This window comes from Dactylosporangium sp. NPDC051087, from assembly GCF_055586325.1.
In genome coordinates this window covers 1-16591 of the sequence record NZ_JBVJIJ010000009.1, presented here as the reverse complement: position 1 = coordinate 16591, position 16591 = coordinate 1, and the positions used below count along the sequence as shown (strand labels likewise).

At 73.1% G+C, this 16591-nt stretch carries 16 protein-coding genes and 1 pseudogene; 4 read left to right on the top strand and 13 right to left on the bottom strand.

The features are described from left to right. The first annotated feature begins 184 nt into the window (after positions 1-184). Entirely contained in the window at positions 185-625 is a 441-nt protein-coding gene (locus ACZ6TV_RS18265; RefSeq protein WP_465298358.1) for an SHOCT domain-containing protein, read from the top strand. Positions 626-629: 4 nt separating this feature from the next. Here ACZ6TV_RS18265 and ACZ6TV_RS18260 read toward each other — a convergent pair whose 3' ends face one another. Both ACZ6TV_RS18260 and ACZ6TV_RS18255 read right to left on the bottom strand, forming a co-directional pair. Further along, positions 630-1517: a polyphosphate kinase 2 family protein gene (locus ACZ6TV_RS18260; RefSeq protein WP_465298357.1), complete on the bottom strand. Its 888-nt coding sequence runs from the start codon at positions 1515-1517 to the stop codon at positions 630-632. After that, the gene (locus tag ACZ6TV_RS18255) at positions 1498-4224 is read right to left on the bottom strand and encodes a cation-translocating P-type ATPase (protein WP_465298356.1); all 2727 of its coding nucleotides are present in this window, start codon (positions 4222-4224) and stop codon (positions 1498-1500) included. Before ACZ6TV_RS18255 ends, ACZ6TV_RS18260 begins: the two co-directional genes overlap by 20 nt. Before the next feature lie 161 nt (positions 4225-4385). Here ACZ6TV_RS18255 and ACZ6TV_RS18250 point away from each other — a divergent pair, with 161 nt between their 5' ends. Together ACZ6TV_RS18250 and ACZ6TV_RS18245 are read left to right on the top strand one after the other, a co-directional pair. Continuing rightward, on the top strand, positions 4386-5168 hold the full coding sequence (locus tag ACZ6TV_RS18250) for an OmpA family protein (RefSeq protein ID WP_465298355.1): 783 nt from the start codon (positions 4386-4388) through the stop codon (positions 5166-5168). An 81-nt stretch (positions 5169-5249) separates the two neighbouring features. Beyond that, positions 5250-6524, top strand: coding sequence for a condensation domain-containing protein (locus tag ACZ6TV_RS18245; RefSeq protein WP_465298354.1), 1275 nt, complete (start codon positions 5250-5252; stop codon positions 6522-6524). A 30-nt stretch (positions 6525-6554) separates the two neighbouring features. Here ACZ6TV_RS18245 and ACZ6TV_RS18240 read toward each other — a convergent pair whose 3' ends face one another. Both ACZ6TV_RS18240 and ACZ6TV_RS18235 read right to left on the bottom strand, forming a co-directional pair. Further along, positions 6555-7280 (bottom strand): SAM-dependent methyltransferase, encoded by a 726-nt coding sequence (locus ACZ6TV_RS18240; RefSeq protein WP_465298353.1) that lies wholly within the window; start codon positions 7278-7280, stop codon positions 6555-6557. Between the two features lie 17 nt (positions 7281-7297). Continuing rightward, positions 7298-8152 (bottom strand): GH25 family lysozyme, encoded by an 855-nt coding sequence (locus ACZ6TV_RS18235; RefSeq protein ID WP_465298352.1) that lies wholly within the window; start codon positions 8150-8152, stop codon positions 7298-7300. Between the two features lie 81 nt (positions 8153-8233). On the opposite strand from ACZ6TV_RS18235, the gene ACZ6TV_RS18230 reads away from it, so the two are divergent. Continuing rightward, complete coding sequence (locus ACZ6TV_RS18230; RefSeq protein ID WP_465298351.1) at positions 8234-12517, top strand: fibronectin type III domain-containing protein; 4284 nt, start codon at positions 8234-8236, stop codon at positions 12515-12517. A gap of 25 nt (positions 12518-12542) precedes the next feature. Here the strand turns inward: ACZ6TV_RS18230 and ACZ6TV_RS18225 are convergent, their stop codons facing one another. The 9 genes and pseudogenes from ACZ6TV_RS18225 to ACZ6TV_RS18185 form a co-directional block, all read right to left on the bottom strand. Next, positions 12543-12833, bottom strand: a complete 291-nt coding sequence (locus ACZ6TV_RS18225) for a gas vesicle protein K (RefSeq protein ID WP_465298350.1) — start codon at positions 12831-12833, stop codon at positions 12543-12545. Then, a complete protein-coding gene (locus ACZ6TV_RS18220) occupies positions 12830-13030 on the bottom strand; it encodes a gas vesicle protein (RefSeq protein ID WP_465298349.1) in 201 nt (66 codons plus the stop codon). The genes ACZ6TV_RS18225 and ACZ6TV_RS18220 overlap by 4 nt, the downstream gene beginning before the upstream one ends. Then, on the bottom strand, positions 13027-13839 hold the full coding sequence (locus ACZ6TV_RS18215) for a GvpL/GvpF family gas vesicle protein (RefSeq protein ID WP_465298348.1): 813 nt from the start codon (positions 13837-13839) through the stop codon (positions 13027-13029). The genes ACZ6TV_RS18220 and ACZ6TV_RS18215 overlap by 4 nt, the downstream gene beginning before the upstream one ends. After that, positions 13836-14360: a gas vesicle protein gene (locus tag ACZ6TV_RS18210; protein ID WP_465298347.1), complete on the bottom strand. Its 525-nt coding sequence runs from the start codon at positions 14358-14360 to the stop codon at positions 13836-13838. Before ACZ6TV_RS18210 ends, ACZ6TV_RS18215 begins: the two co-directional genes overlap by 4 nt. A 1-nt stretch (position 14361) precedes the next feature. Continuing rightward, positions 14362-14682, bottom strand: a complete 321-nt coding sequence (gene gvpO / locus ACZ6TV_RS18205; RefSeq protein WP_465298346.1) for a gas vesicle protein GvpO — start codon at positions 14680-14682, stop codon at positions 14362-14364. Between the two features lie 18 nt (positions 14683-14700). After that, positions 14701-14934 carry a gas vesicle protein GvpG gene (locus ACZ6TV_RS18200; RefSeq protein ID WP_465298345.1) on the bottom strand — a complete coding sequence of 78 codons (234 nt, stop codon included), beginning with the start codon at positions 14932-14934 and terminating at the stop codon, positions 14701-14703. Between the two features lie 3 nt (positions 14935-14937). Next, positions 14938-15714 carry a GvpL/GvpF family gas vesicle protein gene (locus ACZ6TV_RS18195; RefSeq protein WP_465298344.1) on the bottom strand — a complete coding sequence of 259 codons (777 nt, stop codon included), beginning with the start codon at positions 15712-15714 and terminating at the stop codon, positions 14938-14940. Position 15715: 1 nt separating this feature from the next. Then, the gene (gene gvpJ, locus ACZ6TV_RS18190) at positions 15716-16117 is read right to left on the bottom strand and encodes a gas vesicle protein GvpJ (RefSeq protein ID WP_465298343.1); all 402 of its coding nucleotides are present in this window, start codon (positions 16115-16117) and stop codon (positions 15716-15718) included. A 6-nt stretch (positions 16118-16123) separates the two neighbouring features. Continuing rightward, positions 16124-16591, bottom strand: a pseudogene (locus tag ACZ6TV_RS18185) (hypothetical protein); the annotation flags it as partial.

Below are 16591 nucleotides of genomic sequence, written 5' to 3'. Positions count from 1 at the left end.
GCCTGACGTCCACTGCGACGGGGCCGCGGCGCACTCGCGCCGCGGCCCCTTTGCGTCGGTCGTCGATGGTGTGCCGTAACCCCCGTTCACCCCCGGCGGGCGATGAACCCGGCGGCGTTCGGGTCGACGCTGAAGGTGCCGGGGTTAACCCGGGTGAGGATGTTCGAGCAATCGGAGGTAGGCCATGGACGTCTCGTTCGGCGAGGTCGTGCTGTCGACCCTGTGGTTCATGCTCGTGTTCGCCTGGATCTGGCTGATGGTCAGCATCTTGACGGATCTGTTCCGGGATCCCGCGGTGTCGGGCTGGGGCAAGGCGGCATGGACGGTGTTCCTGATCGTGCTGCCGTGGGTGGGTGCGCTGACCTACCTGATCGCGCGGGGCCGGTCGATGAACGAGCGCAGCGCTCAGCGGGCGCAACAGCACGAGGCGCAGTTCCGGCAGTACGTGCGTGAGGTCGCCGGCGAGACCGCTCCCCGCACCGGCTCCGGCACCTGGTCCGGGGCGGACGAGCTGGCGAAGCTCGCCGATCTGCGGCAGCGCGGTGTGCTGACCGACCGGGAGTACGAGCGGGCCAAGGCGTCGCTGCTCGGCTCCAACGGCACGTCACCTCGCCAGCCGGCCTGAACCGTCAGCCGTGTTCCAGCGCGTCGCGAACTTTCAGCAGTTCGCGGCGCGCCCTCGTGTCGACGACCGGGTACTGCGGGTCGATGCCGTCCAGGGCGGCGACGATGACGGCCGCGGCGGCGATGCGGGAGAACCATTTGTGGTCGGCCGGGATGACGTGCCACGGCGCGTGATCGGTGCTGGTGTGGGTCAGCATGTCGGCGTAGGCCCGCTGGTAGTCGCGCCAGTAGCCGCGTTCGCGGATGTCGGCCTCGGAGAACTTCCAGTTCTTCTCCGGCCGGTCGATGCGGGACAGCAGGCGCTTGCGCTGTTCCTCCTTGGACACGTTGAGGAACAGCTTCACGACCCGGAAGCCGTTGCCGGTGAGGTGCCGTTCGAAGGCGTTGATCGCCTCGAACCGGCGCCGCCAGATCGCCCCCTTGCGCGGCACCCGCTGCCGGTCCAGGAGCTCCTTGTGGACCCGCACCACGAGGACCTCCTCGTAATGTGACCGGTTGAAGATGGCGATCTCGCCGCGGGCCGGGAGGCGGCAGGCGTAGCGCCACAGGAAGTCGTGGTCGAGCTCCTCCGCCGAGGGCACCTTGAAGCTGTGCACCCGCACGCCCTGCGGGTTGACGCCGCTCATCACGTGCCGGATGGTGCCGTCCTTGCCGGCCGCGTCGAGCGCCTGCAGCACCACGAGCAGCCCGTCGGTGCGCTGCGCGGCGAGCCTCGACTGCAGGTCGGCGAGCATGGCCACGCCGCGCTGCAGCAGTTCGGCGCCGGCTTCCTTGTCGCTCATGCCGGCGGTGTACCCGGGGTCGAAGTCCTCCGGGAGCCGCACCTTCGTCCCGGGGCGGACCCGCAGCGGTGCGATGAGCTCGGCGATGCGGTCACGCGGCTGGTTCGGCACGGTGGTCACCTTTTCTGCGCAGGAAGGCTTTTCGGATCTCGGTCAGCGCCACGACCGGCACGGCCGTGAGCGCGCAGGCGAGCCACTGCCCCAGTCCGAGGCCGGTGGTGTCCAGCAGCCGTTGCAGGACGCCAAGCTCGGTGGACAGGACGATCAGCAGGACCGACAGCCCGCTGGTGATGACGAACCGGTGGTCGCCGAGGGTGTCGAGGTCGAACACGGACCGGGTCTCGCTGCGGACCGTGAGCGACAGCGTCAGGCTCATGATGGAGAACGCGGCGAGCGCCATGGTGCGGGCCACGTCGACGCCGTGCCGGCTGCCGGACCACGCGATCACCAGCAGGGTCAGCCCGCCGATCAGGGTGCCGACGACGGCGAGCCAGCCCAGCGTCCGCCCGGGCAGCAGCGGCTCGTCGCCGCCGCGTGGCCTGCGGCGCATGAGGTCCGGCTCCGGTCTGCCGTAGCCGAGCCCGATCGACTGCAGCAGGTGGACGGTGAAGTTGACCCACAGCGTCTGCAGGGGCAGCAGCGGCACCCCGGCGGCGATGTTGAGCACGCTCGCGCCGAGGAACATGGCGATGTACCCGATGAGCGCGCCCATCTGGAAGAAGACGTACCGCTTCAGGTTGTCGTACAGGGCGCGGCCGATCGCGACGGCCTTGACGATGGTGGCGAAGTCGTCGTCGGTGAGGATCATCGCGGCGGCCTCCTTGGAGACCTCGGTGCCGGTGATCCCCATCGCGATGCCGATGTCCGCGCGTTTGAGCGCCGGCGCGTCGTTGACGCCGTCGCCGGTCATCGCGACGATGTGCCCCTTGCGGCGCAGGACGTCGACGAGCCGGACCTTGTGCTCGGGCGTCACCCGGGCGATGACGCCGATGCCGTCGATCTCGGCGGCCGCCTCGTCGTCGCTCATCGCGGCGAACTCGGCGCCGGTGATCGCGCGCCCCTCGATGCCGAGCTGCCCGGCGATCGCGCCGGCGGTCACCGCGTGGTCGCCGGTGATCATGCGGACCTGGATGCCGGCGGCCTTCGCGGTGGCGATCGCGTCGCGCGCCTGCGGCCGCGGAGGGTCGACGATCCCGGCGAGGGCGAGCAGCGTCAGCCCGTCGAGACCGGCGAGGAGGTCGGCGCGGGGGTCGAAGGTCGCCGGGTCGAAGTCCTGGCGCGCCGTCGCCATCACCCGCAGTCCCTGGCCCGCCATGCGCTCGTTCTCGCCCATGTACCGCCCGCGCAACGTCTCGTCCAGCGGCCGCGGTTCCCCACCGGGCGTCACGACCGCCGCCGCCCGGGCCAGCAGCTGGTCCGGGGCGCCCTTCACGAAGCACCGGACCACGTCCCGGCCGGACTCGTCGGTCATCCGGTGGTAGGTCGCCATCAGCTTGTAGGCGGCGTCGAACGGGAGCTCGGCCACCCGGGGGTACCGCTGCCGGGTCGCGGCGACGTCGAGGTGTCCCTTCTCGGCGAGGACGACGAGTGCCCCCTCGGTCGGGTCGCCGACGAGCTGCCCGCCGCTGACGACGGCGTCACCGGCGAGCACCATCGGCAGCAGGAACGGCTCCAGCGGCACGTCCGGGTCGCCGGCCGCGTGCCGGATGTCGCCGGCGGCGCCGTAGCCGGTGCCGGACACCGTGTACCGGCGGCCCGGGATCGCCAGTTCGGCGACCGTCATCTGGTTGAGCGTCAGCGTCCCCGTCTTGTCGGAGTTGATCGCCGACGTCGACCCGAGCGTCTCCGTGGACCGCAGCCGCTTCACGATCGCGTCGGCCTTCGCCAGCAGCTGCGTGCCCATCGACAGGATCGTGGTCACCACCGCCGGCAGGCCCGTCGGGATCGCCGAGATGGCGAACGCGACCGCGGCGCTGAACACGACGGCGAAGCTGTTGCCACGGGACAGGTTCAGCAGCACCGACACCAGCAGCGCGACACCGGCGACGACCAGGATCTGGTCGGTCAGCCGGCCCAGCTGCCGGGTCAGCGGCGTGGCCGCCTCGGTGTCGGCCTGCAACAGGCCGGAGATCCTGCCCACCTCGGTGGTCATGCCGGTCGCCGTCACCACCAGCTCGCCGGTGCCCCTGGTCACGCTGGTGTGCATGTACGCCATGTCGACCCGGTCCCCGAGCGCCGCGCCGAGGTCCACGACCGTCTCCGCGTCCTTGACGACGGGCAGGCTCTCCCCCGTCAGCGCCGACTCGTCGATCTCCAGCCGGGCCGCCCGGACGAGCCGGCCGTCGGCCGGGATCCGGTCGCCGGCCTCGACCAGCACCACGTCACCCGGCACGAGGTCCTCCGCCGGCACGCTCATGAGGTCCCCGCCGCGGCGTACCCGCGCATGCGTGATCATCGAGCGCTGCAACGCGCTGACCGCGGCCGCCGCCTTCCCCTCCTGCCGCAGGCCGAGCACGGCGTTGAGCAGGGTGAGGGCCAGCAGGAGCGCGCCGGTGCCGTACTGCTTGAGCGGGTACGCGCTGCCGATCGCCGCGCACAGCAGCACGATCTGCATCGGGTCCGCGTACTGCCGCACGAACGCCTGCCAGCGCCGCTCCCGCCGCGCCTCGGTGAAGCGGTTCGGGCCGTAGCGGGCCCGCCGCGCGTCGACCTCGCCCGGGGTGAGGCCCGCCGGCGCCTCGACGCGCTCCACGGACAGCGCCTCGCCGGCGGAGAGCGTGTGGAACGCCGGCGCCTCGGTCTCCTCGATCGTGGACATCGATCGCCTCCCGTCAGAGCAGCTGTTCGTACCCGTGCCCCGCCCCGGCAACCGCCGCGCGCCTCTGATCCCCCGCGGCCACCCCCTGCGCCGTCACCCGTTGGTGTCGGCTACCCGCCTGTCGCGAGCGGGTGCGTCGTCCGGTCCCTACGCTCCCCGCCATGAGACGTGTCCTGAGTCACGCGGCCGTAATTGCCGCCGGTGCGCTGCTGCTGGCCGGATGCGGCGGCTCCTCCCCCTCGGCCGCGCCTTCGGCCGCGGCTCCGGCGGCGGCATCGGCGGGGGCTCCGGCGTCGGAGGAGCCGGCCGCCGAGGACCCGCCCGCGTCGCTGCCGCCCGGCGCCCAGCCCGGGCTCGACGACTACGACGGCGACGGGCAGAAGGACCCGACCTGCTCGACCCAGGACTTCGGCGCCGGTCTCGTCCTGCGCATCCCGTGCGAGATCCACAACGCGCACGACCCGGAGAACGACACCAGGCTCGTCAAGAACTCCCTGTACCGCCTGCCCGGCCCCGACGTCGACCTCACCGGCGTGTCCGGCTCGGTGCTGGAGGGCCGCGACCCCGACGGCGGCCACGTCTACATCGTCACGTTCAACAGCGATGCGCTCTTCGCCACCGGCAGCGCCGACGCCGGCAGCCCCGAGACCCTCGACAACACGGTCCTCGTGATCAACAAGCACTACCCCGGCGGCACCATCCAGGTCCGCGGCCACACCGACGCCACCGGCTCCGCCGCGGCCAACCAGACGCTGTCCCAGCGCCGGGCGGAGACGGTCCGCGCGTACCTGACCGCCCACGGCGTCACCGCCTCCTCGGTCACGGCGGTCGGCCTCGGCAGCACCCAGCCCCTCGTCGAGGAGAAGAACCCCGACGGCTCCGCCAGCACCGCCGGCCGCGCCTTCAACCGCCGCGTCGAACTCGTCATCCGCCTCCCGAAGTGACGGCGACGCCGGCCAAGGCTGCACACAACCTGCAAACGCCGGCGGGGTCCGCCGGGCCCGGATGAGCCTAGAGTGACGCACATGGATGTGCCGTTCGCCGGGGAAGGCGCCGGGTCCGGCGAGCTGTCCTGGGGGCAGCTCGACGTGTGGGTCAAGATGGGACGGCTCGGCAGATCGTTCGCGATGGGCGGGGCCAGGGCGCTGCCCGCCGGCACCACCGTGGACGACGTCGCCGGGGAGCTCGCCTACCTCATGGGGCGCTACCAGTCGATGCGGACCCGGTTCGTGCCCGCCGGCGACGGCCCGCCGCGGCAGGTGGTCCACGACCGCGGCACGATCGATCTGGAGATCGTCGCGGCCGGCGACGACCCGGCGGCCACCGCGGAGACCGTGGCACGGCGGTACCGGACGGCACCCTTCGACTACGCGCACGCCTGGCCGGTCCGGATGGCGGCCGTCGTGGACGGTGCCCGGTGCACCCACGCGGTCCTCGTCATGTCGCACCTGGTCTTCGACGGTGCCGGGGCGGTCGTCATGATGGCCGAGACCGCCGCCCGCACCTCCGCCCCGGTGCGCGGCATCACACCCCTGGAACAGGCCCGGCAGCAGGCGCTGCCGGCCGGACGGCGGCACAACGCGGCCGCGCTGCGGCACTGGGAGACGCGGCTGCGGGCGATCCCGGTGCCGGACCTGCCGCCGTCACGGGACGTCGGCAGCCCCCGCTACCACCAAGGGGTGCACCGCACGACGGCGCTGCCGCGGGCGCTGCTGGCCGCGGCGCGGGAGCACGGCACCGACACGGCGGCCGCGCTGCTGGCAGTGTTCGCGATCGCGTTCGCCGAGGTGACCGGCGTCGTCGTGCTGCCGCTGCGGCTGATGGCCAGCAACCGCTTCCGCGCCGAGCTCGACGGCAGCGTCAGCCCCGTGTCGCAGAACGGCCTGTGCGTGCTCGACACCGCCGGCGCCTTCGGTGACGTCGTGCGGCGGGCCCGCGGCGCGGCGATGACCGCGTACAAGTACGCCTACTACGACCGGCGGGAGCTCGAGGCCCGCGTCGCGGCCGTCGCCGCCGAGCGCGGGCCCGGCGTGGCCCTGGACGTCAACTTCAACGACCGCCGCTTCGGCGGCACGCTGCGCCCCGTCGCGCCGCCCACCGGCGCCGAGGCCGGGTTCGCCTGGGTCAGCGCCCACGACGACCCGCAGTCCGGGTTCTTCCTCAACGTCGACGGCTCCGACGAGGCGCTGGAGCTCACCGTGTACGTCGACAGCCACTTCCTCGCCCCCGACGACGCGGCCGCGGTCCTGCGGGCGATGGAGACGACCGCGGCCCGCGTCGCCGGGGCGGCACTGTCCTGAGTGGAGCCGGCGGCGCTGTGGCGACCGTCGTCAGGCGGGCTTGACCGCGACGCCGCCCCAGAAGGCATCCGGCACCTGCTCGGGCTCGCCCTCCGGCCGCCACAGCGCCACCGGCACGACCCCGTCGTGCGTGGTGCTCCACCGCCCCAGCAGGTCCTCGAAGCGGGCCGGTGAGCGCATGTGGAAGCCCGGCCCCATCATCGCCAGGGCCTGCGGATACGCCTCCAGCTCGGTGGTGTCGAAGTCGAACGCGAGGCGGCTGGCGGGCGGGACGGCGTCGTACAGCGCGTCCAGCGCCCGCGTCAGCGTCGCGTCGTCGAGGAACGCGGCCAGCCCCAGGAACACCACCCCGACCGGCCCGCCGTCGAGGATCCGCGCCAGGGCGCCGGCGTCGATGCCGGCCAGGTCGGTGGCGTCGCCGCGGACGTAGCCGACGCCGGGAAGGTCCGCGACGAGCGCGGCGCCGGCCGTCACGATCTGCGGGTCGATGTCGGTGTACAGCACCCGTGCGCCGGGCGCGTTCTCGTGCACGTTGCCGAGGGTCGGGATGCCGGCGCCGAAGACGAGGAAGCGGTCGACGCCGTCCGCGACGAGGTGCCGCACCGCCCGGCCGGAGAAGGCCCGCAGCGAGCGGAAGATGTCCGCGCACGGCCCATACGCCGACTCGAACGCCTGCGCGGCGGCGACGTCGACCGGCAGGTGGTCGCTGCCGCCGAGCCAGTAGTCGATCATCCGTGCGGTGCTGGGCTCCGTCATGGGTGACAGCATGCCACTCAGCCGGGCCAGGCGAGGGCGCGCAGCGCCGCCGGGCCGCCGTTGACCACGTCCCGGTCGTGGTCGTGCCGCTGCTCGGGGTTGCCCGGCCGGTACTGCCACAGCGCGAACGTGCTCCAGCCGGCCGGCAGCCTCGGGGGCTGCGCGGTGTACCCGGCGATGTCCAGCGGGTGGTCGCCGAAGGAGGTGTCGTTGCCGGTGCACGGGTTCCACCAGTTGGTGTTCGTGTAGATCATCGGCTGGCGGCCGATGCCCGCCTCGATGCGGTCGACGAACGCGCGGATCCAGGCGCGCATCTGCGTTGGGGTGAGGTCGTAGCAGTCGTCGGTGCCCACCCCGCCGTACGGCCATTCCAGGTCGACGAACGGCACCAGGGTCCGCGCGTCGCGGGTGAAGCGGGCGTGCCGCAGGAAGTGCTCCGCCTGGCCGACGGGGTTACCGCGGTCGGGCCGGGCGTAGACGTAGGCGCCGACGTAGAGGCCGGCCTTCCGCGCCGCGGTGTAGTCCGCGGCGAAGTGCGGGTTGACGTAGGTGCTGCCCTCGGTCGCCTTGACGTGGACGAACTGGCTGCCGGCCGCGACCTCGGTCGGCCAGTGGATGCCGAAGCGCCGGTGGTCATGGCTGGAGATGTCGATCCCGCCGACCGGATACGCCGCCGGCCGTTCGGCCCGGATCCGCTCGGCGGCCGCCATGACCGGCGGGTCGGCGGGCTCCGGCGGTGCCCCCGGCGCCGACGCCACCGCCCACACCGGAGCGGTCACCAGCAGGACCCCGGCCGCTGTCGCCCGGCGCTGCGCACGGGTGAGCCCGGCGGCGAACTGTCGCAGGCGCGGCCACATCGTCGTCGAAGGCACCGCTCAAGTGTGCCCCGGCGGTTTGCCCCACTTTGTTACCCAGGGGTAACAAAGTCATCCATGGACGGCTATACATGCACCATGCGCGCCCGCCTGACTGTCCTGCTGCTGGTCGCAGCGTTGCTCGCCGTGCTGCCCGACCGCACCCCCGCCTCCGCCGCACCACCCGCCGGCGGCATGACGGGCGCCCAGCTGACGAACGCGTTCAACGCCTACGGCGACACCGGCGGGCGATGGTCCGGCGCGGACAGCACCGCGTCGGTGCTGCTGCCCGACGGCCGGATCGTGTGGCTGTTCTCCGACACGCTGCTCGGCACCGTCAACGCCGACCACAGCCGCCCCCGCAGCTCGCCGTTCATCAACAACTCGATCGTCGTGCAGGACGGCGCCGCGCTGAGCACGACCCTGACCGGCGGCACCGCGGGCGCGCCGCAGGCACTGCTGCCACCCACCGCCGACGGCCAGTTCTACTGGGTCGGCGACGGCGAGGTCGAGGGCGCCAACCTGCGGGTGATCTACAACCGGTACCGGCGCACCGGCACCGGCAGCCTCGACGTGGCGCTCAGCGGGACCGTCCTGGCGACGTTCGCCCTGCCGGCACTCACCCTGACCGGCGTCACCGACCTGACCCCGTCGGTCGGCGGCACCGTCGCCTGGGGCGCGCAGCTGGTCACCGACGGCGGGTACACCTACATCTACGGCTCCGACTACGTGCCGGCCGACGCGATGCGCTTCGCCCGCCTCGCCAGGGTCCCGGCCGGCGGGCTGAGCGGCCCGTGGGAGTACTGGAACGGCACGGGCTGGTCCACGGGCGTGGCGAGCTCCGCGCGGCTGCCGCTGTCCGGCGTCGGCAGCGCGTACGGCGTGCAGAAGTTCGGCGGCCAGTGGGTCCTCGTCACGGTCGAGAGCAACGTGGTGTTCAACTCGCAGGTCGTCGCCTACACCGCGAGCAACCCGTGGGGCCCGTTCTCCGGGCCCGTCGACCTGCTCACCGCGCCGGAGCCGGCGAACCAGTCCGGGGTCATCGTCTACGACGCCCACGTGCACCCGGAGCTGGCGCCGTCGGGGAAGCTGCTGCTGTCGTACAACGTGAACTCCCTCAACGACGGGGACCTCTACGACGACGCCCGCATCTACCGCCCGCGCTTCGCCGACATCGCCTGGCCGCGACCGGTGCCCGACCCGTCCACCGTGCCCGCCGCGCCGGCGGCGCTGACCGCGACCGCGTCCAGCGCCGGCACCGTCGCCCTGTCGTGGCCCGGCGGCAGCCCGTCCTACGTGGTGTACCAGCGTGACCTCACCGCCGGGCAGACGCACTTCGCGCGGGTCGGCCAGCCCACCACCAGCAGCACCACGCTCGGCGGGTTCAAGACCGCGCACACCTACGAGTTCAAGGTGACCGCCCGCAACGCCAACGGTGAAGGGCCCGCGTCGCCGGTACGCGGCGTGCTGATGACGATCGCGCCACCGGCCGCGCCGGCGGGTCTCACGGCGAGCCCGCAGAGCGACGGCTCGGTGAACCTGTCCTGGTCGGCAGTGCCGAACGCGTGGCGCTACGACGTGTCCCGCCGCGACCTCACCGCCGGCGAGACCGACTACGTGGAGGTCGGCGACCCCAGCCCGGCCGACACCACGGCGACCGTGGCGTGGCTCGCCGACGACCACCAGTACGAGTTCGTCGTCACCGCGTCGCACGGCGGCGGGAAGTCGCCGTACTCCACCTCGGCCAAGGCGACCGTGCACTACACCGTGCCCGCCGCGCCGACCGGGCTGACCGCGACGGCGCAGAACGACGGCCAGATCAGGCTCGCGTGGAACAGCACCGCGAGCAACGTCTACTTCTGGGTGTACCAGCGGGACGTGACCAACGGCGAGACCGAGTTCACGAAGCTGCCCCTGCCGACGACGGCGACCACCCTGACGGCGGGGTACCTGGCGAACAACCACCGCTACGAGTTCAAGATCGTCGCGAACAACCTCGGCGGCGACTCGCCCCCGTCGAACCTGGCCCAGGCCACGGCGGTCTACCCGGCGCCGGCCGCGCCGTCGAACCTGCGCGCGGTCGCCGGCAACCGCCAGGTGCAGCTGACCTGGGACACCAGCCCCACCCCGGACGTCTGGTACTGGGTGTACCAGCGCGACGTGACCGCCGGCGAGGCCACCTTCCAGCAGCTGTCCATCCCGATCTCGACCTGCTGCACGATGACCGCGGGCTACCTGGTCAACGGCCACCAGTACGAGTTCAAGGTGACCTCGGTCGCGGCGGGCGGCGAGTCCGGGCCGGCGAACCTGGTGCGCGCGACGCCGAACGTCCCGCTGCCGGCGACGGTGACCGGGGTGACGGCGACCGCCCGCGGCGACGGGCAGATCGGCCTGGCGTGGGCGTCGGCCGGGCCCGACCTGTACTACTGGGTCGCCATGCGGGACGTGACGGCCGGCGGCGCGATGACCCGGCTGTCGCTGCCGACGACGGCGCTGTCGTTCACCGCCGGGTACCTCACCAACGGCCACGTCTACGAGTTCACGGTGACCGCCGCGAACTCCGCCGGTGAGGGCCCGGTGTCCGCGGCGGCCCGCGCCACGTCGAGGTTCTCGCCGCCGCCGGCGCCGACCGGGCTGAAGGCGGTCGCGGCCGGGGACGGCACGATCGACCTCGACTGGGACGCGCCGGCGCCGAGCCTGTACTACTGGATCTACTCGCGGGACGTGACCGCCGGTGGCGCCTTCGTGAAGTCGGGGCTGCCGACCGACCGGACGTCGGCGTCGTGGGGTCCGCTCGTCAACGGGCACGTCTACGAGTTCAAGGTGACCGGGGAGAACCCCGGCGGCGAGGGCCCCGCGTCCGCGACCGCCAGGGCCACCTCGACCGGCGGGCTGCCGAAGGCGCCGAGCGGGCTGACCGCGACCGCCGGGGACGGGCAGGTGACGCTGCGCTGGACGGCCAGTGCCACCGCCAACGTCTACTACTGGGTCGAGTACCGCCCGGCCGGCGGCAGCTGGCAGCGGCTGCAGTACCCGCTGTCGACGTGCTGCACGTACACGGTCGGGCTGCTCGCCAACGGCACCACGTACGAGTTCCGGCTGCGGGCGAACAACGTCTCCGGCGACAGCCCGGCGTCCAATGTGGCCGGTGCGCGCCCGTTGCCGCCGCTGCCGGCCGCGCCGACGGGGCTGACCGCGGCGGTCGGCGACGGGCGGATCACGTTGCGCTGGACCGCCAGCAGCACGCCGAACGTCTACTACTGGGTCGAGTACCGCCCGGCCGGCGGCACGTGGCAGCGCCTGGAGTACCCGGTGTCGACGTGCTGCACGTTCACGGTGACGTACCTGACGAACGGCACCTACTACGAGTTCCGGCTGCGGGCCACGAACCTCGCCGGTGACTCGGCGGCGTCGGTGGCCGCGGGCGCCCGCCCGATGCCGCCGCTGCCGACCGCGCCGGGCTCGCTGTCGGCGGCCGCGCAGGGCGACACCGCGGTCCGGTTGAGCTGGACCGGATCCACACCGTCCAATGTGTACTACTGGATCTACTACCGCTACTCGGGCACGTCGGCGTGGACGCGGGCGGCGTACCCGGTGACGACGTGCTGCACGTTCACGATGAGCCTGCTGACGCCCGGCCGCTCGTACGACTTCATGCTGCGCGCGGAGAACCTCGCCGGGCTCAGCGGCAACTCGAACGTCGCGCCGGTGACGCTCACCGTCATCACGCCGGGCGCGACGGGCAACGTGCGCGCGTATCCGAGCTCGACGTCCACATCGGACTCGACGGTGACGGTGGCCTGGAACGCGGCCTCCAACGCCACCGGCTACTCGGTGGAGGCCCGCGCGTGCCGGGGCGGCGGCTGGCAGACCATCAAGATGATGATCACGGGCACGTCGACGACGGTGAGCTACACGACCGGCTGCTACGAGTACCGCGTGGTCGCCGACCGTTTCGGCAAGTACGGCGCCCGCAGCGGCACCGTGATGGCGTTCGGCCCGGTCGACGACTACCCGTGGCGCGACTACTGGTTCCCGGTGCTGGACCCGTACGAGTTCGTGAAGAACCAGTGCACGTCGTTCGTGGCCTCACGGGTCGACAAGTACTACTCCCGCAAGCCACCGAACTTCAACGGCTGGAACTACTACAACGCCAAGAACTGGGACGAGGCGACCGCGAAGTACGGCGGCGCGATCAGCCACACCGCGGCGCCGGGCGCGGTCGCCCAGTGGAACGGCGGCTCCTACGGCCACGTCGCCTGGGTCTCCGGCATCAACGGCAGCATGGTGTTCCTGGAGGAGTACAACTTCAACAACCCGGAGGCGTACGGCCGCCGCTGGGTGCCGGCGTCCTCCGTGGACAACTTCCTGCTCGTCAACTGAACCCGGAGGTGTGGTGGCGGGCCGGTCAGTCGCGGGGCAGGAGCGGGCCGAGCGGGCCGAGGTCGATGTTCAGGTCCTCGGGGCGCAGGCCGAAGTGCTCGCGGAGCTCGGTCATGCGCTCTTCGAGCGCCATGAGCGTGAGCCCGATCCGCTCGACCTGCTCCGCGGTGAGGTCTCCGTCGTCCACCCGGCGCAGCGCCTGCCGTTCGACGAGCTGGCGCAGCAGCTCCACGACCGTGAGGACGAGCGAGGCGAAACCGCGTTCGACGGACTCCCGGTCCAGTTCGACCCGCGTGTCCCGGGGCGGCCCGGTCACGGCGACCAGCTCCCGTCCGGGTCCGCGCCGCCGGACGCGGTCGAGACCGACGAGACCAGCGCCCGCAGGGACACCCGGACCAGGTCGACGTCGGCGATGGCGATCGTGATGTCCCCGGCGACGACGACGCCGGTGGTCAGCACCCGGTCGAGCAGGTCGACGAGGGCGACCTCGCGGGAGTGGGCGGGCACGCTCACGACGGCCCGCCGGCGTGCGCGGGGGCGGCACCCGGCAGGCGGTCCGCCTCCGGCGGTCCCATGGCGAGTGCGGGGACGAACGAGTACGGCGGCCACGGCCCCGTGAGCCGCAGCGTGATCGTGGGGTGCCGGGCGCCGAGGGCGTCGACGGCGGCCGCGAACGCCTCGGCCTCCGCGTCGGGCACCAGGTAGGCGCCGTTGAGCACCATCACCTCCGGCTCGCCGGACAGCCGCCGGTCCTGGGGCGGGTGCAGGTGCGCCCCGTCCGCCCGGCCGGACAGCGCGGCGTGGGCCGCGTCCGCGTCGCGGACCGCCTCGTCGTGGTGCCGTTCGCGGTCCGACAGTTCGGCGCGGCGGCGCTGCAGGTAGGCGGTGCCCGGGCCGCCCGCCGTGGGTGCCGGCGCCGGCGCCGGACGGTCGCGCACGTATCCCTTGACGCCCCACTCGGTCCGCCCGGTCAGGCGGTCCAGCGCACCGGTGAGCCCGGCGGCGTGCTCGGCGAGGAACGCGGTGAGGCGGGACTCGTCGCTGCACACCGTGGCGAGACCCGCGGGCAGGACCGGGCCGGCATCGGCGAGCGCCGCCACGACCCGGTGGTGCTCGACCGCGGTCCGTGCCACCCACTCCGGGTCCTCCAGGTGCGCCTGCAGGGCGTCCGCGCCGGACAGGCCGGCCGGTGCCGGGCTGACGAAGGCGTGCAGGCCCGCGGCGTGGACCACGCGGACGGGCGCGTCACCGATGCCGGCGACCTCGACGGGCCCGCCGTCGAGCGCGACGGCGTGCAGCCACAGCCGCCACTCGCCGCTCACCGCTCGTCACCGCGCCGGCGGATCCGGGGACGGGTGTCCGCGTCCTCCGGATAGTGGTCGTGATCCTCGGTGCGGCGGTCGTGGTCGACCACCTGGTACGCCGGCTCCACCGCGGGCCGGGCCGCACGCCGGTCGCCGGCCGGCCCGACCGCCGGCCGGGTCGCCGCCCCGAGATCGTCGCGGTCCGCCTCGCGGGGCCCGAGGGCTTCGCGGTCGGTGGCGTCGCGGTCGAGCGCGTCGCGCCCCGCGGCACCGCGCCCGGTCGCCCGGCGGCCGGACGAGGACAGCCACGGATCGGTCTCCCACCAGTCGATGCCGAGCTGCCGCGCCGTGTCGACGGAGGCGATGACCAGCCGCAGCTTGAGGGTGAGCAGCTCGATGTCGAGCAGGTTGACCTGGATGTCACCGGCGATCACCAGGCCCCGGTCCAGGACCCGTTCGAGGATGTCGGCGAGGTTCGTCGGCTGGTGCCCGGTGCCGAGCGCGGGGGCGGGGCCGAGTCCCTGTGACGAGGCAACCATGTCAGCCCGCCTTCGCGTCGGTGCTGCCGCGCAGGTACCGGCGGTCGCGGTGGCAGGCCAGCAGTTCGCCGTCGTCGTCGACCTCGACGAGGTACAGCCCGAGCATGTCGGCCGACGACGGGATGCGGCGCTCCTCGACGACCTCGACGCCGACGAGCCAGCCACCGTCCTCGGCCGGTTCGACGGACACGACGCCCATCGTGTCCTTGTCGGTCAGGTCGCCGACCTCGTCGACCGCGAGACGGGCGATGGACGCGGCGGTCAGCGGCTCGGGACGGGCCTGCTTCCGCCGCTCACGAGGTTCGGTGCTGGAGGGTGTCATGCTTCTGCCTCCCGTCGTTCAGCCGGTCGTCCTGGTGGCGACCCGGTCGAGGATCTCCTGCTCGGCGGCGTGCCGCTCGTCCTCGCTCAGCTCGCCGCGGGCCACCGCCCCGTCCAGCGCCTCCAGCTGCCGGCGCAGGCCCTGCGGGCTGTACAGCTCCTGCTCCGCCTGCTCCAGCAGCAGCTCCGCGACGGCGGTGACCGCTCGTACCGGCGCGAGCGGCAGGGTGAGGATCGTCGTGAGCAGGCCCACGGCTCAGGCCTGTCGCTCCGCCGCGAGCCGGGTGACGAAGTCATACGGTGCGGATGGGCCGAGCGTGCGCAGTTCGACCCGCCCGCTCCAGTCGTCGGCGAGCTCGGCGAGCACCGCGTCGAACTCGGCGCGGCGGTCCTGTTCGACCAGCACCGGCAGGTGCACGGCGTCCAGCTCGTGGGTCGGCTCGGCCACGACGAGGTCCTCGACGACCGCGCCGAGCTTGCCGGCGGCGGTCCGGGTGTCGGCCTGCCGCAGCGCCTCGATCGCGCCGTTGATGCGCTCACCCAGAGCCATGCGCTGCTGCGTGGTCTCCTGCTCCGGGCGCCCCTGGATGTCCTCGCGCAGCCGGCGCGCGTCGGGGTCGGCCTCGAGGATCTCGGCGAGCACGGCGTCCTCGGCGTACCGGCCGCGCACCACGTACTCCACGCGACCCTCGAGCCGGTCGAGCAGCGGGGCGATCTCGTCGTGCTGGTCGGCCAGCAGCCGCCGCACCGCGTCCGGGTCACGCAGGACGGTGCCGAAGCGGACCGGCAGCACCGGCGCCACGGCCGCGGTGCCGTCCAGCAGCCGCTGGTAGGCGGTCAGGTCGTCGGGCCGGCCGAGCGGCCGGTCGAGCGGGACCTCGCTCACCAGCGCGGTCAGGTCCTCCTCGGTCACGGTGGTGACGTCGGCCGGCGGGCTGCCCACGCCGTGGGCGGTCCCGGTCGGTTCGACGTCCGCGGGCACCACGCCGTAGATCATCATGCCGACCCGCAGTCCGGTGGTGTCGGTGGCCACGTCAGTCTCCTCTGCGTCGCCGTTGCCGGTCGCGGTCCTCGTCGGCCGGACCGGCGATCTGCTCCAGCACGTCGCCGGCCTTCGACAGGATCTTCTCGCCGGCGCCTTCGACCGCCCGGCGTCCCATGTGCCCGGCCACCGCGCCCTTGGCGCCGCCGACCACGTCGGGCAGGCCCTTGCCTTCCTGCGCCCGCAGGTCCAGCCGGTTGGCCGCCTCCGCGAACCGTAGATACGTGTCGACGCCGGCCACGACGACCCGCGCGTCGATGGTGAGGATCTCGATGCCGACGACCCCGACGCTCACGTGCGCGTCGATCACCAGTCCTTTGTCGAGAATGGTGTCGATCACGTCGGCGAGCGACGAGGACTGCCCACCGCCGCCGCCGGCCTGCACGACCGACATGCTCGTTCACCCCCTCGTGGTGCTGCGCTGGCGGCGATCTCCACGTTCGGGGTCGCGGCGTTCGCGGGGTGCGGTGCCGGTCCGGCGCCGCGCGGTGCGCTGCCGGGGGCGCGCCTGCGGCGTCTCGCCCTCGTCGTCGCCCTCCGCGGTCTCGTCCTCTTCCGCGGTCTCGTCGTCCTCGTACTCGTCCTTCTCCTCGTCCCTTTCCTCGTCCTTCTCCTCGTCCTCGTCCTCGTGCTCGGCCTCGTGCTCGGCGGCCTCGTTCCGCGCATCGGCGTCTTCCGGCTGCTCTTCCTGCGGCTCCTGTTGCTCCTCGCGTTCGCGCTCCTGCTGCAGTGCGGTGTCGTGGTCCAGGACCACCTCGCCGTCGCGGATGACACCGCGCCAGCCCTCGACCTCGTCGGGGTTCAGGATCGTCTGCGTCATCGTGTGCCGCACGTAGTGCTTGAACTCCAGCCGGGCCCGGCGGCCCTG